Raw genomic sequence first — 16,863 nt, 5'->3', positions numbered from 1 at the left:
GGAATGCTCTATAACTGCAAGGTCTTTTTTGATCGAACGACTTTTCCTACTGCCTGTGAGGTTCCCATGACTGTTACCGTCAATACCGTCTCCGCTGAAGGTTTTCGTCACACCGTACAGATTGATGATCACGAACTGTTTGCCGACGTGCCGAAAACCGCCGGCGGCGAAGGCTCGGCACCTGAGCCGCACGACTATTTCGATGCGGCCCTCGGCGCCTGCAAAGCGTTGACTCTGAAGATGTACGCGAAGAAAAAAGACATCCCGCTGACCGGTGTCGGAGTCGAGGTCAAACGCGACAACAGTGAAGAGCAGAAAGGCAAATACGCCCTGCACGTCACCCTCACCCTCAAAGGCGTACTCACCGACGCCCAGCGTGAAGAACTGCTGCGCGTCGCCGATCGCTGCCCGATTCACAAACTGATGACCACCAGCGACGTGACGATCGAAACCCACGCTCCGCAAGGCTTCGATAGCCAGTAACCCTCCTGATGCCAGCGGCGGGTTATGCTTCTGGCATCACCCGCTCAGTCTGGAATGCACCATGGACACGCAACCTCTGATCATCCGCCCGCGCGCCGAAGACGTCGAAGGCCAGCCGATTCTGCGCCCGTTGCCGTCAGCCAAATGCCGCAGCGTCGGGCCTTTCGTGTTTTTCGACCACATGCTCGAGACGGTTTATCCGACGGGCAAAGGTATGAATATCCGACAGCACCCGCACATCGGTCTGTCGACGCTCACGTATCTGTTCGAAGGTCAGATCCAGCACAAGGACAGCCTTGGCTCGGATCAAGTAGTCAGAGCCGGTGATGTCAGCTGGATGACCGCTGGTAGTGCGATTGCACACGTCGAGCGCACGCCGGAACCGTTGTGGGACCAGAGTTTCACGATGCACGGTTTGCAGATCTGGCTGGCGTCGCCCAAGGATCACGAGCAAGGCCCGGGGCATTACAGCCATCACCCGGCAGCGACATTGCCGGTCAGCGATAACCTTGGCGTACAGATCCGCATGATTGCCGGGTCAGGCTTTTGCCTGGAATCGCCGGTGCCGGTGCTTTCTCCTACGTTGTATGCGGAAGTGAACATGCAAACCGCGACCACTTTGCTGATTCCGACCGAGCATGAAGAGCGGGCGGTTTATGTGTTGAGTGGGGATGCGCAATTGAATGGCGAAGCGATTGAGCCGCATGCGTTGGTGGTATTGCCGGCCGGGGAAGAGATGAGTCTGTTTGCCGAAAGTGATGTGCACGCGGTGGTGTTCGGCGGCGCGCCGCTGGACGGGCCGCGGCGGATCAACTGGAATTTTGTCGCGAGCGATCCGGCGGCGATTGATGAAGCACGGCGTAAATGGGCGGCCGGGGATTGGCCGACGGTGCCGGGGGAAGTTGAGCGGATCGAGTTACCGCGCTGAAAAGCACCCTCACCCCAGCCCTCCCGAAACGTCGGACCGCCCGTAGGGAGAGGGAGCCGACGGAGGTGTCTGGCGTCATACATAGACCTGAAAAATCTTGGCGATTATGGATTCACCAAGACACTTTCAGGTCGGCGTAACCCTGAAGCATCCCCCATTCAGTCCCCTCTCCCTACGGGCGGTCCGACGTTTCGGGAGGGTTAGGGTGAGGGGCTTTTGCTTTTCAGGCTTCAGCCCTTGAACACTTCATCCAGCAAATCATGCATCGACTTGAACGCGCGCTTCGCGGTTTTCGCGTCGTACATCATCTTGCCCGGCACATTCGCATGCGGATCAGTGAACGAGTGCACCGCACCGCCATAGCTCAGCAGTTGCCAATCGACTTTCGCCGCGTTCATTTCATCCTCAAACGCCGGCAATTGCTCTTTTGGCACCAACGGGTCTGAAGCACCGTGCAGCACCAGCACCGAACCTTTGATGTTCTGCGCGTCGGCCGGATTCGGCGAATCCAGCGTGCCGTGGAACGACACCGCCGCTTTCACCGGCGCACCGGTGCGCGCCAAATCCAGCGCACAGCAACCACCAAAGCAGAAACCGAACACTGCCAGGTTCGAAGTATCCACCGCCGCTTCGCCCTGCTTCTGCAACTGCTCGAACGCCGCTTGCATACGCTTGCGCAGCAGCGCGCGATCATCCTTCAACGGCATCATCGCCGCGCCGGCCTGATCCGCGTTCTGCGGACGCACAGCCTGACCGTAAACGTCAGCGATCAACACCACGTAGCCCTTGGCCGCGACCGATTTGGCGATCTCTTCGGCACCGGCGCTGACGCCCATCCAGTTCGGCGCCATCAACAAACCCGGACGCGCGCCTTTGTGCTCGGCGTCGAACGCCAGACGACCTTCATAAGGCTGGCCGTCGATCTGGTAGACCACGGAACGTACAGTGACTTCGCTCATTTCTGACTCCTGATTTGCTAAACACCAGAATGAAAAAACCCGCCGAAGCGGGTTTTTCTACGACTTGGTTAAACCGACAGTTCAACCAGCAGCTTGTTCAGGCGGCGCACATAAGCGGCCGGATCTTTCAAGCTGTCGCCGGCAGCCAGGGCTGCCTGATCGAAGAGGATGTGCGACAGGTCGCCGAACCGCTCTTCGCTCTGCTCGCCATCGAGTTTCTCGATCAGCGGGTGGCTTGGGTTGAATTCGAAGATTGGCTTCGAATCCGGCACTTTTTGCCCGCTGGCTTCGAGGATCTGGCGCATTTGCAGACCCAGATCCTGCTCGCCGATGGCCAGAATGGCCGGCGAGTCGGTCAGACGATGCGATACGCGGACTTCAGCCACGGAATCGCCCAGCGCGGTTTTCAGACGCTCAACCAGACCTTCTTTGGACTTGGCGACTTCTTCTGCAGCTTTCTTGTCCTCTTCCGAGTCCAGATTGCCCAGATCAAGATCACCACGTGCCACGTCAACGAAAGTCTTGCCGTCGAACTCGCTGAGGTAGCTCATCAGCCACTCGTCGATGCGGTCGGTCAGCAGCAGCACTTCGATGCCTTTCTTGCGGAAGACTTCCAGGTGCGGGCTGTTTTTAACCTGCGCGTAGGTTTCGCCGGTGAGGTAGTAGATCTTGTCCTGACCTTCCTTGGCGCGAGCCAGGTAGTCGGCCAGACCAACGATCTGCTCGCCTTCGTCGCCGTTGGTCGATGCGAAACGCAACAGACCGGCAATTTTCTCTTTGTTGGCGAAGTCTTCTGCCGGGCCTTCTTTCATGACCTGACCGAAGTTCTTCCAGAAGCCTTTGTATTGCTCAGGCTCGTTTTTCGCCAGTTTTTCCAGCATGTCGAGCACACGCTTGGTCAGCGCGGTCTTCATCGAATCGATGATCGGGTCTTTCTGCAGGATTTCGCGCGACACGTTCAGCGACAGGTCGTTGGAATCGACCACGCCTTTGATGAAGCGCAGGTACAGCGGCAGGAACGACTCGGCCTGATCCATGACGAACACGCGTTGCACGTAGAGCTTCAGGCCTTTCGGCGCTTCACGCTGGTACAGGTCGAACGGTGCGCGGGCCGGCACATACAGCAGCGAGCTGTATTCGAGCTTGCCTTCGACTTTGTTGTGGCTCCAGGCCAGCGGGTTTTCAAAGTCGTGAGCGATGTGCTTGTAGAACTCCTGGTATTCCTCGTCCTTCACTTCAGTGCGCGGACGGGTCCACAGAGCGCTGGCGCGGTTGACGGTTTCCCATTCAACGGCTGGTGCTTCTTCGCCTTCTGCTGCTGCCGCTTCTTTCGGCAGTTCGATCGGCAAAGCAATGTGGTCGGAGTACTTCTTGATGATGTTGCGCAGACGCCAGCCATCGGCGAACTCGTCTTCCGCAGCTTTCAGGTGCAGAACGATGCGGGTGCCGCGCTCTGGTTTGTCGATGGTGGCGACTTCGAACTCGCCCTCGCCTTTCGACGACCAGTGCACGCCTTCGCTGGCCGGGGTGCCGGCGCGACGGGAGTACACATCAACTTGGTCAGCAACGATGAAGGCGGAGTAGAAGCCCACACCGAACTGACCGATCAGGTGCGAATCTTTCTTCTGATCGCCCGAAAGATTTTTCATGAAATCGGCAGTGCCGGATTTGGCGATAGTCCCCAGGTGGGTGATCACATCGTCGCGGTTCATGCCGATACCGTTGTCTTCGAGGGTGACGGTCTTGGCGTCCTTGTCGAAGCTCACACGGATTTTCAGATCAGCGCCACCTTCGAGCAACTCTGGCTTGGCCAGGGCTTCGAAGCGCAGCTTATCGACAGCGTCAGAGGCGTTCGAGATCAATTCGCGAAGGAAAATTTCCTTGTTGGAATACAGCGAATGGATCATGAGGTGCAGCAGCTGCTTTACCTCGGTCTGGAAGCCCAGGGTTTCCTTTTGAGTTTCCACACTCATGGTCATCAAACTCCAATCAGATGGCAGTGGCCGCGACCCGAAATGGTCGACGGCGGGATGTCTTGTGAGTTTGGGGCGCTGTTCAGGATTTCAAGGGCTCCTCGATTTTGAAGTGCGCACGCGCGGTGGCAATCGGTTCGCTTTCAGTGCTTTGCCAGGCTGTGATCGCAACGTTGGCGACGCGGCGTCCCTGACGGCAGACCTGACATTTGGCCCAGGTATCGCGGAACTGCCCGGCGCGCAGGTAATCAAGGGAGAAGTCGATAATCTTCGGCACGCCAGGCGCACCGGTGAAAATCAACAGATGCAGGGCGGCGGCCAGCTCCATGAATCCGGCAATCACCCCGCCGTGGATCGCTGGCAATAAAGGGTTACCAATGTTGTCCTTGTTCGCCGGCAGCTTGAACAACAGTTCATCACCGACTCGCGAACACTCGATACCGATTAGCCCGGCGTACGGGATCAGTTCCAGCAACGGCGCGTAATCACCCTCTGCATGGGCCTGCTGCAATTGTTGCTTGAGGTCGTCAATCACTGACTTTCTCCCTTGATCGCGCCGCCGAAACCTTTGGTGCCTTTGAGGCCCTTGCCCATGCGCATGAAGGTGCCGACCACATGGGCGATGGGCTGTTCGGGATCATCCTGATAAGCAAAGCCTCGGGCGAATATCACATCGGTGGTCACTCGGTAGCACTGGGCAAAGCCATACACATCCTTGTTCGGCTCGGCGGCGTGCATGTAATCGATGCGCAGATCGAGGGTCGGACACACCTCGAACTCCGGCAACACGCACAGGGTCGACATCCCGCAGGCGGTGTCCATCAATGAAGTAATCGCCCCGCCGTGAATGACTCCGGTCCGGGGATTGCCGACGATTTTTTCGCTGTACGGCAAGATCACCGTAAGCCCTTCGGCCGAGGCGCTGTGCACCTGCAAACCGAGTACCTGACAGTGACGCAGCGCCGATAGAAACCGCGTCGCACGCTCAAAAACGGTGTTTTCGGCCATTTGATAATTACTCTCGTTAGAGCCTTTTGCCAGTAGTGAGCAAAACAGCAAAAGTTCCGTGTAAAAACAAACTTATATATCTGAAAGAAATGAGGAACTTAACCTGTAGCGCCGAGTTCTTAAGGCCAGTAGTTATTTTCCATAAGGAGAAACACCCCATGCGTAAGACTTTTGCTATTGCCTTGATGTTGACCGCTTCCCTCGGTCTCGCTGCCTGCGATAAAAAATCCGAGGACAAAGCTCAAGATGCCAACCAACATGCTGAACAAGCTCAGCAAGACATGAACAAAGCTCAGGATAAAGTGAACGACGCTGCGAAAGAAAACGCCGAAGCTGCCAAAGCTCAGGCTGAATCGAACGCTGCTGCACAAGAAGAAGCTGCCAAGAAGCAATAATTCGCTTTTTGCTGCAGAAAGAAGAAAACCCGCCAAGTGCGGGTTTTCTTTTGCCTGGCAATTAACGCCAGAGTCGCCTTAGAGCAAGACAGTTCTAAAAGTCGGACTAATCATTAGCAACAGCGAACACAATACGCCGACTATCCAGACCAGACTGCGCAGTTTGGGAAGATCGGCCAGGTAGAACCACAAGTAGAAGAGTCGCGCGATCACGAAGACGATCGCTAATGTGTCGATCAGCCATCCTGCCGTTTGCGTGGTGTGCGCCATCAACACACCGACTGCGAACAACATGAACGCTTCGATGCTGTTCTGATGCGCCGCCAGCGCCCTCGCGCCGTAACCGGTCAATTGCGCCTGTTGCTGACGCGGCAGGTGATTGTTGTAACCACCCTGCTCTTTCATCGCTTTGCCTACCGGCATACGCGCGATATAGATCAACAGCGCACTGATAAACACACACCAGAACGGAATACTCATCAAGCGACCTCTCTGTTTGTTTCGGGAAGGGGGGCTTCTGTAGGGGTATAGACCATGACATCGAGAACGTCGGAATGAAACTCCCGGCGGTACAGAACCACCACGACGCCGGCACTCATCAGCATGAACAACCATGGACTCACAAACCAGGCCAGCATGCTCATGCCGAAGTAGTAGGAACGCAAGCCGAAGTTGAACTGGTTGGCCGCCATTGAAATCACTCGCGCCGCCCGCAAGGCAAAGGCTTTACGCTCCTGCTCCGACACCTGCCGCTCGCCGATCATCGGCGCCGAACCCACCAGTACGGCAGCAAAGTTGTACTGACGCATGCACCAGCTAAAAGTGAAGAAGGCGTAAACGAACACCATCGCCAGACACAGCAACTTGATCTCCGACATGCCCTGCGACGCCTGTTGCACCATCGGGATGTCCGCCAGCAACGAAACCGCCCGCTCTGACGCGCCAAGCACGGTGAGAATGCCGGCGAGAATAATCAATGTGCTTGAGGCGAAGAACGAGGCGTTGCGTTCAAGATTGCCAATCACGCTGGCGTCGGCGATGCGGTTGTCACGCAGCAACATACGGCGCATCCAGTCCTCGCGGTACAGGTGCAGCACACTGGCCAGACACGCTGTGTCGCGGGCTTTCCAGCCGGCATAACGGGTGTAACCACCCCAGCAGATGACAAACCAGACGGCGGCGAGCAGGTGGATCAGGTTGGCTTGGATGAACGACATGCAATTCCCTGTGGAGTATGGATGCTACCTGTGGGAGCGAGCCTGCTCCGGGCGGCGTTCCGACGAAAGCGGCGTATCACGCAACAGTGATGGCGGCTGACACAACGCTTTCGCGAGCAGGCTCGCTCCCACATTAGGACTTCGGCAACTCTTCGACGTTAGCCTAGGGAAAAAGACACTGCCTGACGCGCATAAAAAATGCCCCGTATCGATTGATACGGGGCATTTCTGTTTAAGCGTTGAAGACCCGCTTATGGCGGGTCAGGCAACGTCAGGCAACCGCTTCGCTGCGCTTGCCCAGCATGCGATCGCAAACCACTGCAACCACCAGCGTCATCACACACGGCACCAACCAGGCCAGGCCCTGCTCGCTCAGCGGCAGGTGGGACAGCTGCGATGGCATCCAGTCGGCCAGACCCGCGCCTTTCAGCGCGTCGATGGTGCCAAACACAAACGATACCAGCATCACCGGACCAAGAATGCGGCCGTGCTCATGCCAGAAGTCTTTGCAGAAGCTCAGCGCTACCAGCACGATGCACGGCGGGTAGATCGCGGTCAGCACCGGGATCGAGAAGGCAATCAGCTTGGTCAGGCCCAGGTTGGACACCAGCAGCGAGAACGCCGCCAGAATGATCACCAGGGTCTTGTAGGACAGTGGCAACACACGGCTGAAGTACTCAGCGCAAGCACAGGTCAGGCCGACCGCTGTCACCAGGCACGCCAGCGAGATCAACACCGCGAGGAAACCGCTGCCCAGCGAACCGAAGGTGTGTTGCACGTAGGCATGCAGTACCGCCGCGCCGTTGGTCGCGCCCACCGCCACTTCGTGGCTGCCGGAACCGAGGCGGAACAGGCTGACATACACCAGCGCCAGACCGACACCGGCAATCAGCCCGGCGATGATCGCGTAACGGGTGATCAGCGCGGGCGACTCGACGCCACGGGAGCGGATCGCGTTAACGATGACAATGCCGAACACCAGCGCGCCCAGGGTATCCATGGTCAGGTAACCATTGATAAAGCCTTGGGAGAACGGTGCCGCCACGTATTCTGGCGTGCCATGGCCGATGTCACCCGCCGGCAAAGCGAATGCAGCGATACCCAGGACCGCCAGCGCGATGATCTTCAATGGCGCGAGGAAACGGCCAACGGTGTCCAGCAACCGCCCAGGGTAGAGCGAGATGAAGAACACCAGCAGGAAGTACACCGAGCTGTAGAGGAACAGTGCCAGCGGGCTTTCGCCAGTGAGCGGCGCTAGACCGACTTCAAACGATACGGTTGCGGTACGCGGGGTGGCGAACAACGGGCCGACCGCCAGGTAGCACGCAGCCGCCAGAATGCCGCCGGCAATCTTGCCGATCGGGCTGCTCAGCGTATCCATCGCCCCACCAACCTTGGCCAGTGCAACGACGGTGATCACCGGCAGACCGACCGCAGTGATCAGGAAGCCCAGCGCGGCCATCCAGACATGAGGTCCGGCCTGCAAGCCCACGATCGGCGGGAAAATAATGTTGCCAGCCCCAACGAACAGGGCAAATGTCATAAAGCCAAGTGCCAGGATGTCCTGACCTTTCAAAACTTTCATTAAGGTAATACCACACTACTGAAATCGGAATTTAGAGGGGGATTGCCCTGTGTAATTAGGGAAATGCTGTCGATCCGTATGGGACTGACCCTTAAAGCGCGTTGCATGCCTTGTGGGCGGCAGACGCAAAAATGGCTGCTAGCCTAACGAATTTGGCGTGTAAACGCACTGTTAGAGGGCGAACTATCCGATACGCGACGTTTCCGTGTCGCGTTTTTGCATGTAATTGGGCGAAAGCCTATAAATCAGCGGATGTCAGAAACGACAAAGGCCACCCGAAGGTGGCCTTTGTTTGGTAAAGCGTCAGTTAAGCGCGAGGCTTACTTGACAGCCCAACCAGTCAGCTCGGCCAGGGCCTTGCCGATGTCTGCCAGCGAACGCACGGTTTTCACGCCTGCGTCTTGCAGAGCAGCGAATTTCTCGTCTGCAGTGCCTTTGCCGCCAGAGATGATTGCGCCAGCATGGCCCATGCGCTTGCCCGGAGGAGCAGTCACACCAGCGATGTAGGAAACAACCGGCTTGGTCACGTGTGCCTTGATGTAGGCAGCCGCTTCTTCTTCAGCCGAACCGCCGATCTCACCGATCATCACGATCGCTTCGGTCTTCGGGTCTTCCTGGAACAGCTTCAGGATGTCGATGAAGTTCGAACCCGGGATCGGGTCACCACCGATGCCGACGCAAGTCGACTGACCGAAACCGGCGTCAGTAGTCTGCTTAACAGCTTCGTAGGTCAGGGTGCCGGAACGCGAAACGATACCGACCTTGCCTGGCAAGTGAATGTGACCTGGCATGATGCCGATCTTGCATTCGCCTGGGGTGATCACGCCTGGGCAGTTAGGGCCGATCAGGACTACGCCCAGCTCGTCGCACTTAACTTTAGCGTCCAGCATGTCCAGGGTAGGAATGCCTTCGGTGATGCAGACGATCAGCTTGATGCCGCCGAATGCCGCTTCCAGGATCGAGTCTTTGCAGAAAGGAGCCGGAACGTAGATCACGCTGGCGGTAGCGCCAGTGGCTTCTACTGCGTCTTTAACGGTGTTGAACACTGGCAGACCCAGGTGCTCGGTGCCGCCTTTACCAGGAGTAACGCCACCGACCATCTTGGTGCCGTATTCGATGGCTTGCTGGGTGTGGAAACTACCTTGCGAACCGGTAATACCCTGGCAGATAACTTTGGTGTCTTTATTGATCAGGACGCTCATTATTTGCCCTCCGCAGCTTTGACAACTTGTTGAGCAGCGTCGGTCAGGCTGGTAGCAGCGATGATGTTCAAACCGCTTTCTGCCAGTACTTTAGCGCCCAGCTCAGCGTTGTTGCCTTCAAGGCGAACAACAACCGGGATTTTCACGCCGACTTCTTTCACAGCGCCGATGATGCCTTCGGCAATCATGTCGCAGCGAACGATGCCGCCGAAGATGTTGACCAGTACTGCAGCGACGTTGGTGTCGGACAGGATGATCTTGAACGCTTCAGTTACGCGTTCTTTGGTAGCGCCACCACCTACGTCGAGGAAGTTGGCTGGCTTGCCGCCATGCAGGTTGACGATGTCCATGGTACCCATGGCCAGGCCAGCACCGTTGACCATGCAACCGATGTTGCCTTCCAGTGCTACGTAGTTCAGTTCGAACTTGGCAGCGTGCGCTTCGCGCGGATCGTCTTGCGACGGATCGTGGAAAGTCTTCAGCTTAGGCTGACGGTACATGGCGTTGGCGTCGATGTTGATCTTGGCGTCCAGGCAGTGCAGATCGCCATCAGCCTTGATCACCAGCGGGTTCACTTCCAGCAGAGCCAGGTCGTGATCCTTGAACAGTTTGGCCAGACCTACGAAGATCTTGGCGAACTGAGCAACCTGCTTGCCTTCCAGACCCAGCTGGAATGCCAGCTCGCGACCCTGGAATGGCTGAGCGCCAACCAGTGGATCGATAGTGGCCTTGAGAATTTTTTCTGGAGTGTCGTGAGCGATTTTCTCGATGTCCACGCCACCTTCGGTGGAAGCCATGAACACGATGCGACGGCTCGAACGGTCAACGACAGCGCCCAGGTACAGCTCTTTAGCGATATCAGTGCACGATTCAACCAGGATCTTGGTGACTGGCTGGCCATTGGCATCAGTCTGGTAAGTCACCAGACGCTTGCCCAGCCACTGCTGTGCGAAGGCTTTGGCGTCTTCTTTGCTGCGAACCAGCTTAACGCCGCCCGCTTTACCGCGACCACCGGCGTGGACCTGGGCTTTGACAACCCACTCGCTGCCGCCGATTTTGTCGCAAGCTTCTGCTGCTGCTTCCGGGGTGTCTACTGCGTAACCAGTGGAAACTGGCAGGCCGTATTCAGCGAACAGCTGCTTACCCTGATACTCGTGAAGATTCATGCTTTTTACCGTCTTCGTTAGGTACTGCGCATTCGGCGCTGCGCTCGTTTGAGTGCCGCGCCACCTGTGACTGCTGCTTGCGTAGCTGAGCTACGCAAGACTGCGTCCAGCGGACATTCCGCGGTGAGACTTGCTCGCAAGGCTCACGACGGGCCGTTACCGCCGTGGTTTCTTATTGTGTCTTAACGCTTCTTGCGGTTGGCAATGTGGATGGCACCGCCATTCACAGCCAGAGCAGCTTCGTGCAAGGCTTCAGACAGGGTCGGATGGGAGAAAACCATCATGCCCAGGTCTTCAGCGCTGGTGCCGAATTCCATACCGATCGCGCCCTGCTGAACCAGTTCTGCAGCGCTCGGGCCAATCACGTGCACGCCCAATACGCGGTCAGTCTTGGCATCAGCGATGACCTTGACGAAACCACCGGTATCGTTAGCGGCCATGGCACGGCCGGAAGCGGCGAACGGGAAGGTGCCGACGTTAACTTCAACGCCTTCAGCTTTCAAGGCCTGCTCGGTTTTGCCAACCCACGCGATTTCCGGGTGAGTATAAATAACCGAAGGGATCAGGTCATAGTTCATCTGGGCTTTGTGGCCCTTGATGCGCTCGACAACCATGATGCCTTCTTCCGAAGCTTTGTGAGCCAGCATCATGCCGCGAACCACGTCACCGATGGCGAAAACGCCCGGTACGGTGGTCGCGCAGTGATCGTCAACGTGCACGAAACCGCGCTCGTCGAGGGTCACGCCACTGTCGGCAGCCAGCAGATCAGTGGTCACCGGACGGCGACCAACGGCTACGATCAGCTTGTCGAAAGTGATGGTCTGTTCGCCGTTGGCATCGGTGTAGTTCACAACGACTTCGTCGCCGTTCACTTTCGAGCCGGTTACGCGAGCGCCCAGTTTGATGTCCAGACCTTGTTTGGTCAGGGTTTTCAGCGCTTCCTTGGAAACAGCGGTGTCCGCTGCCATCAGGAAGGTGTCCAGTGCTTCCAGAACAACGACTTCGGAGCCCAGACGCGACCAGACCGAACCCAATTCCAGACCGATCACGCCAGCGCCGATCACGCCCAGACGCTTAGGTACGGACTGGAATTCCAGAGCGCCAGTCGAATCAACGATGACTTTCTGATCAACCGGAGCCGGTGGAATGTCGATCGGACGCGAGCCTGGAGCCAGAATAACGTTTTCAGCTTCGATGACTTCAACCGAGCCGTCTGGCTTGGTGACTTCGACTTTCTTGCCAGCCAGCAGTTTGCCGTGGCCCTGGATCGAAGTAACGCCGTTGGCCTTGAACAGGGTGGCAACGCCGCCGGTCAGGTTCTTGACGATGCCAGCCTTGCGGCCAACCATCGCAGCGACGTCCATTTTGACTTCGCCAGTCGAGATACCGTGAACGTTGAAGCTTTCTTTCGCTTCCTTGTATTTCCAGGAGCTATCGAGCAGTGCCTTGGAAGGAATGCAGCCCACGTTCAGGCAGGTGCCGCCCAGGGCTTGCTTGCCTTCAGCGTCGGTGTACTTCTCGATGCAGGCAGTGGTCAGACCCAGCTGCGCCGCCTTGATGGCAGCCACGTAGCCACCAGGGCCAGCACCGATCACTACTACGTCAAATTTCTGCGACATTCAAAAATCCTCTTTTTTGCAGCAAGCGTGAAGCCGCAAGCCTCAAGCCAAACTGCGGTTACTCGCAGCTTGCAGCTTGAGACTTGCAGCTGCTTCTATCAAATATCCAGCAACAGACGAGCCGGATCTTCCAGCAGGTTCTTGATGGTCACCAGGAAAGTCACAGCTTCTTTGCCATCGATCAGACGGTGATCGTAGGACAGTGCCAGGTACATCATCGGACGGATAACGACCTGACCGTTGATGGCCATAGGACGCTGGATGATGTTGTGCATGCCCAGAATCGCTGCCTGCGGCGGGTTGACGATCGGGGTCGACATCATCGAACCGAAGGTACCACCGTTGGTGATGGTGAAGGTACCACCGGTCATCTCGTCCATCGACAGTTTGCCGTCACGGGCTTTCTTGCCGAAGGTGGCGATGCCGCCTTCGATTTCAGCCAGGCTCATCAGTTCGGCGTTACGCAGAACCGGAACCACCAGACCGCGATCGCTGGAAACAGCAACACCGATGTCAGCGTAGCCGTGGTAAACGATGTCGCCGCCGTCGATCGACGCGTTGACAGCCGGGAAGCGTTTCAGCGCTTCGGTGGCCGCTTTCACGAAGAACGACATGAAGCCCAGGCGTACGCCGTTGTGGGACTTCTCGAACAGGTCCTTGTACTTCGAACGCAGGGCCATGACTTCAGTCATGTCGACTTCGTTGAAAGTGGTCAGCATCGCCATGTTCGACTGTGCTTCAACCAGACGTTTGGCCACGGTGGCACGAACACGGGTCATCGGTACGCGCTTCTCGATGCGGTCGCCAGCGGCGAACACAGGAGCAGCAGCCGAAGGAGCAGCAGCCTTGGCAGGCGCGGCAGCCGGAGCGGCTTTCTTGGCAGCAACAGCAGCAACCACGTCTTCCTTGGTCACACGACCGCCCTTGCCGGTGCCGGCAACGGAAGCGATGTTGATGCCGTTTTCTTCAGCCAGCTTGCGCGCAGCAGGAGCAGCAACAGGATCGTCTTCGCCTTCGGCAGCAGCTGGAGCAGCGGCAGCGGCCGGAGCAGCAGCGGCGGCTGGGGCAGCGGCAGCAGCGCCACCTTCAACGATGGAGCCCAGCACTTCGTCGGACAGGACGGTCTCGCCCTCGCCCTTGACGATTGCGCCCAGCACGCCATCAGCGGTAGCCAGAACTTCCAGTACGACTTTGTCGGTTTCGATGTCGACGATCAGTTCGTCGCGCTTGACGGCGTCGCCCGGTTGTTTGTGCCAGGTGGCAACGGTGCCATCGGCAACCGATTCCGGGAAAGTGGGGGCTTTGATCTCGATAGCCATTATCTGTGGTTCCTTAAATTCGGTTTCAGGTGCGCGAAGGCGTTAAATGGTAAACGCGTCTTGCAGGAGTTTTTCCTGCTGCTCGGCGTGCATCGATGCGTAACCACAAGCTGGGGCAGCAGAAGCCTCACGGCCCGCGTACTCAAGTACGAGAGACTTGTCGAGGTTACCGATGCTGCGACGCAAGTGGTGCTGGCTGCAGTACCAGGCGCCCTGGTTCATCGGCTCTTCCTGACACCAAACGGCATTTTTGACGTTGGTGTATGGAGCCAGGACTTCTTTCAAGTCGTCCTCAGGGAATGGATACAGCTGCTCGATACGCACGATGGCGATATCTTCACGGCCTTCGGCACGGCGTTTTTCCAGCAGGTCGTAGTAGACCTTGCCGCTACACAGAACAACGCGCTCGACCTTTTTCGGGTCCAGAGCATCGATTTCCGGGATCACGGTCTGGAACGAACCTTCGGCCAGATCTTCCAGGGTCGAGATGGCCAGCTTGTGGCGCAGCAGCGACTTCGGCGTCAGCACGATCAACGGCTTGCGCAGCGGACGAATCACCTGACGACGCAGCAAGTGGTAGATCTGTGCTGGCGTAGTCGGTACGGCAACCTGAATGTTGTGCTCGGCGCACAATTGCAGGTAACGCTCAAGACGTGCCGAGCTGTGCTCAGGGCCCTGACCTTCGTAACCGTGTGGCAGCAACATGGTCAGACCGCAGAGACGGCCCCACTTGTGCTCGCCGCTGGTGATGAACTGGTCGATTACAACCTGTGCACCGTTGGCGAAGTCGCCGAACTGGGCTTCCCAGATCACCAGCGCATCCGGCGTGGTGGTCGAGTAACCGTATTCGAACGCCAGTACCGCTTCTTCCGACAGGAACGAGTCGTACAGGTCAAAGCGTGGCTGACCGTCGTACAGGTGCTGCAGCGGAATGTAGGTGCCCGCGTCTTTCTGGTTGTGCAGCACAGCGTGACGGTGCGAGAACGTACCGCGGCCGATGTCCTGACCGGTCATGCGGATCGGGTGACCTTCGAACGCCAGGGTCGCGTACGCCATGGTTTCGGCGTAACCCCAGTTGATCGGCAGGCCGCCGGCTTGCATCTTCTGACGGTCTTCGTAGATCTTCGAGACCTGACGCTGAACCACGAAGCCTTCCGGAATTTCCAGCAGCTTGGCGGACAGTTCTTGCAGGGTCTTCAGATCAAAGCGAGTGTCGTGACGCGCAGTCCAGGCATGGCCCAGATACGGACGCCAGTCCACGAACAGCTCTTTGTTCGGCTCTTTGACCAGCGATTTCACTACGTGCAGACCGTTGTCCAGCGCGTTGCGGTATTCATCGACTTTCGCCTGAACACGCTCTGCGTCCAGCACACCGCCCTGGGTCAGACGATCAGCGTACAGCTCACGGGTGGTGCGCTGTTTGGTGATCTGCTGATACATCAGAGGCTGGGTACCGCTTGGCTCGTCGGCCTCGTTGTGGCCGCGACGACGGTAGCAGACCAGGTCGATCACCACGTCACGCTTGAACTGCATGCGGTAGTCGATGGCCAACTGGGTCACGAACAGCACGGCTTCCGGATCATCCCCATTCACATGGAGGATCGGCGCCTGGATCATCTTCGCAACGTCGGTGGCGTACTCGGTGGAACGCGAGTCCAGCGGGTTGCTGATGGTGAAACCGACCTGGTTGTTGATCACGATGTGCACGGTACCGCCGGTCTTGAAACCGCGGGTCTGCGACATCTGGAAGGTTTCCATGACCACGCCCTGACCTGCGAATGCAGCGTCACCGTGGATGGAGATCGGCAGAACCTTCTCGCCAGTGGCGTCATTACGACGATCCTGACGGGCGCGCACCGAACCTTCGACCACCGGGGAAACGATTTCCAGGTGGGACGGGTTGAACGCCATGGCTAGGTGAACTTCACCGCCGGCGGTCATCACGTTGGACGAGAAGCCCTGGTGATACTTAACGTCACCGGAACCCAGCTCGACCTTCTTCTTGCCTTCGAACTCGTCGAACAGCTCGCGCGGGTTCTTGCCGAAGGTGTTGACCAGCACGTTCAGACGGCCACGGTGGGCCATGCCGATGACGACTTCCTTGGTGCCGTAGGAACCGGAACGCTGGATCAGTTCGTCGAGCATCGGAATCAGGCTTTCGCCGCCTTCCAGACCGAAACGCTTGGTGCCCGGGTATTTGGTGCCCAGGTATTTTTCCAGGCCTTCACCGGCGGTTACGCGCTCAAGCAGGTGGCTCTTGATGTCGGCGGAGTACGTCGGACGACCACGCACGCTTTCCAGACGCTGCTGGAACCACTGGCGCTGCTCGGAATCGGTGATGTGCGTAAATTCAGCGCCGATGGTGCGGCAATATGTCTGCTGCAACGCTTCGTGAATTTCGCGTAGGCTCGCTTCCTCTTTGCCGATGAACAGGTCGCCGGCACGGAAGGTCGTATCAAGATCGGCATTGGTCAAGCCGTAATGATTGATCGACAGGTCTGCAGGTGCAGGACGCTGCCACAGCCCCAGCGGGTCAAGCTGGGCTGCCTGGTGGCCACGCATACGGTAGGCCTGGATCAATCGCAACACTTCAACTTGCTTCTTCTCGTGCTCACTGCTCACGCTGCCGGCGGAAACCGGTTGGGCGCGGCGCTGGTTCTTTGCCAGCAGCACGAAATGATCGCGAATCGTGGAGTGCGAAACATCAGTGGCAGAGTTGCCGTCGGCAGGCAACTTCTGAAAGTAGGTGCGCCACTCTTCTGGCACAGCGTTAGGGTCGTGCAGGTAGAGCTCATAAAGCTCTTCCACATAGGCAGCGTTTCCACCTGAAAGGTAGGCGCTGTTCCACATGCGCTGCATCACGCTTTCTTGCATGCTTGGTCACCCTCGGTTAGGGGAACACCATCGATGTCGACACCGAGCAAACTTGCAGAAGTCCGAATGCAGCGACTAAAACAAGCCACTTAGGATCACACTGATAGTCCGGGTACCAGCCCGGATGCCCCTGCT

At 57.7% G+C, this 16,863-nt stretch carries 15 protein-coding genes; 3 read left to right on the top strand and 12 right to left on the bottom strand.

Features of this window, described 5'->3' with window-relative positions:
* The first annotated feature begins 66 nt into the window (after positions 1 to 66).
* Together J0G10_RS09470 and J0G10_RS09465 are read left to right on the top strand one after the other, a co-directional pair.
* Entirely contained in the window at positions 67 to 483 is a 417-nt protein-coding gene (locus J0G10_RS09470) for an OsmC family protein (protein WP_095050226.1), read from the top strand.
* Between the two features lie 61 nt (positions 484 to 544).
* Positions 545 to 1,411, top strand: a complete 867-nt coding sequence (locus J0G10_RS09465; RefSeq protein ID WP_095124977.1) for a pirin family protein — start codon at positions 545 to 547, stop codon at positions 1,409 to 1,411.
* A 230-nt stretch (positions 1,412 to 1,641) separates the two neighbouring features.
* On the opposite strand, the gene J0G10_RS09460 is transcribed toward J0G10_RS09465, so the two are convergent.
* From J0G10_RS09460 to J0G10_RS09445, 4 genes are all read right to left on the bottom strand, one after another.
* Positions 1,642 to 2,370 (bottom strand): dienelactone hydrolase family protein, encoded by a 729-nt coding sequence (locus tag J0G10_RS09460; RefSeq protein WP_095050224.1) that lies wholly within the window; start codon positions 2,368 to 2,370, stop codon positions 1,642 to 1,644.
* 68 nt (positions 2,371 to 2,438) lie between these two features.
* Positions 2,439 to 4,343 (bottom strand): molecular chaperone HtpG, encoded by a 1,905-nt coding sequence (htpG, locus tag J0G10_RS09455; RefSeq protein WP_077572237.1) that lies wholly within the window; start codon positions 4,341 to 4,343, stop codon positions 2,439 to 2,441.
* A gap of 82 nt (positions 4,344 to 4,425) precedes the next feature.
* Positions 4,426 to 4,878 (bottom strand): PaaI family thioesterase, encoded by a 453-nt coding sequence (locus J0G10_RS09450; RefSeq protein ID WP_220558339.1) that lies wholly within the window; start codon positions 4,876 to 4,878, stop codon positions 4,426 to 4,428.
* Positions 4,875 to 5,351 (bottom strand): PaaI family thioesterase, encoded by a 477-nt coding sequence (locus J0G10_RS09445; protein WP_095050222.1) that lies wholly within the window; start codon positions 5,349 to 5,351, stop codon positions 4,875 to 4,877. The genes J0G10_RS09450 and J0G10_RS09445 overlap by 4 nt, the downstream gene beginning before the upstream one ends.
* Positions 5,352 to 5,509: 158 nt before the next feature.
* Here J0G10_RS09445 and J0G10_RS09440 point away from each other — a divergent pair, with 158 nt between their 5' ends.
* Complete coding sequence (locus tag J0G10_RS09440) at positions 5,510 to 5,746, top strand: hypothetical protein (RefSeq protein WP_007919867.1); 237 nt, start codon at positions 5,510 to 5,512, stop codon at positions 5,744 to 5,746.
* 78 nt (positions 5,747 to 5,824) lie between these two features.
* On the opposite strand, the gene J0G10_RS09435 is transcribed toward J0G10_RS09440, so the two are convergent.
* The 8 genes from J0G10_RS09435 to J0G10_RS09400 all read right to left on the bottom strand — a co-directional run bounded on the left by J0G10_RS09435 (position 5,825) and on the right by J0G10_RS09400 (position 16,728).
* Positions 5,825 to 6,226: an MAPEG family protein gene (locus J0G10_RS09435; RefSeq protein WP_220558338.1), complete on the bottom strand. Its 402-nt coding sequence runs from the start codon at positions 6,224 to 6,226 to the stop codon at positions 5,825 to 5,827.
* Positions 6,226 to 6,963, bottom strand: a complete 738-nt coding sequence (locus tag J0G10_RS09430; protein WP_095050220.1) for a DUF599 domain-containing protein — start codon at positions 6,961 to 6,963, stop codon at positions 6,226 to 6,228. Before J0G10_RS09430 ends, J0G10_RS09435 begins: the two co-directional genes overlap by 1 nt.
* A gap of 271 nt (positions 6,964 to 7,234) precedes the next feature.
* Positions 7,235 to 8,548: a branched-chain amino acid transport system II carrier protein gene (brnQ, locus tag J0G10_RS09425; RefSeq protein ID WP_095124981.1), complete on the bottom strand. Its 1,314-nt coding sequence runs from the start codon at positions 8,546 to 8,548 to the stop codon at positions 7,235 to 7,237.
* Positions 8,549 to 8,868: 320 nt separating this feature from the next.
* Positions 8,869 to 9,750, bottom strand: a complete 882-nt coding sequence (gene sucD, locus J0G10_RS09420) for a succinate--CoA ligase subunit alpha (protein ID WP_008082972.1) — start codon at positions 9,748 to 9,750, stop codon at positions 8,869 to 8,871.
* Positions 9,750 to 10,916, bottom strand: coding sequence for an ADP-forming succinate--CoA ligase subunit beta (gene sucC / locus J0G10_RS09415; protein ID WP_007919879.1), 1,167 nt, complete (start codon positions 10,914 to 10,916; stop codon positions 9,750 to 9,752). The genes sucD and sucC overlap by 1 nt, the downstream gene beginning before the upstream one ends.
* 182 nt (positions 10,917 to 11,098) lie before the next feature.
* Complete coding sequence (gene lpdA, locus J0G10_RS09410; protein WP_007919881.1) at positions 11,099 to 12,535, bottom strand: dihydrolipoyl dehydrogenase; 1,437 nt, start codon at positions 12,533 to 12,535, stop codon at positions 11,099 to 11,101.
* Positions 12,536 to 12,633: 98 nt separating this feature from the next.
* Positions 12,634 to 13,854 carry a 2-oxoglutarate dehydrogenase complex dihydrolipoyllysine-residue succinyltransferase gene (gene odhB / locus J0G10_RS09405; protein ID WP_134175178.1) on the bottom strand — a complete coding sequence of 407 codons (1,221 nt, stop codon included), beginning with the start codon at positions 13,852 to 13,854 and terminating at the stop codon, positions 12,634 to 12,636.
* Between the two features lie 42 nt (positions 13,855 to 13,896).
* Positions 13,897 to 16,728 (bottom strand): 2-oxoglutarate dehydrogenase E1 component, encoded by a 2,832-nt coding sequence (locus J0G10_RS09400; protein ID WP_093439917.1) that lies wholly within the window; start codon positions 16,726 to 16,728, stop codon positions 13,897 to 13,899.
* Positions 16,729 to 16,863 lie beyond the last annotated feature (135 nt).

Source organism: Pseudomonas germanica, from assembly GCF_019614655.1.
Lineage (GTDB): Bacteria > Pseudomonadota > Gammaproteobacteria > Pseudomonadales > Pseudomonadaceae > Aquipseudomonas > Aquipseudomonas neuropathica.
Note: the sequence above shows the minus strand (reverse complement) of the source record. Positions and strands in the feature narration are given on the sequence as shown.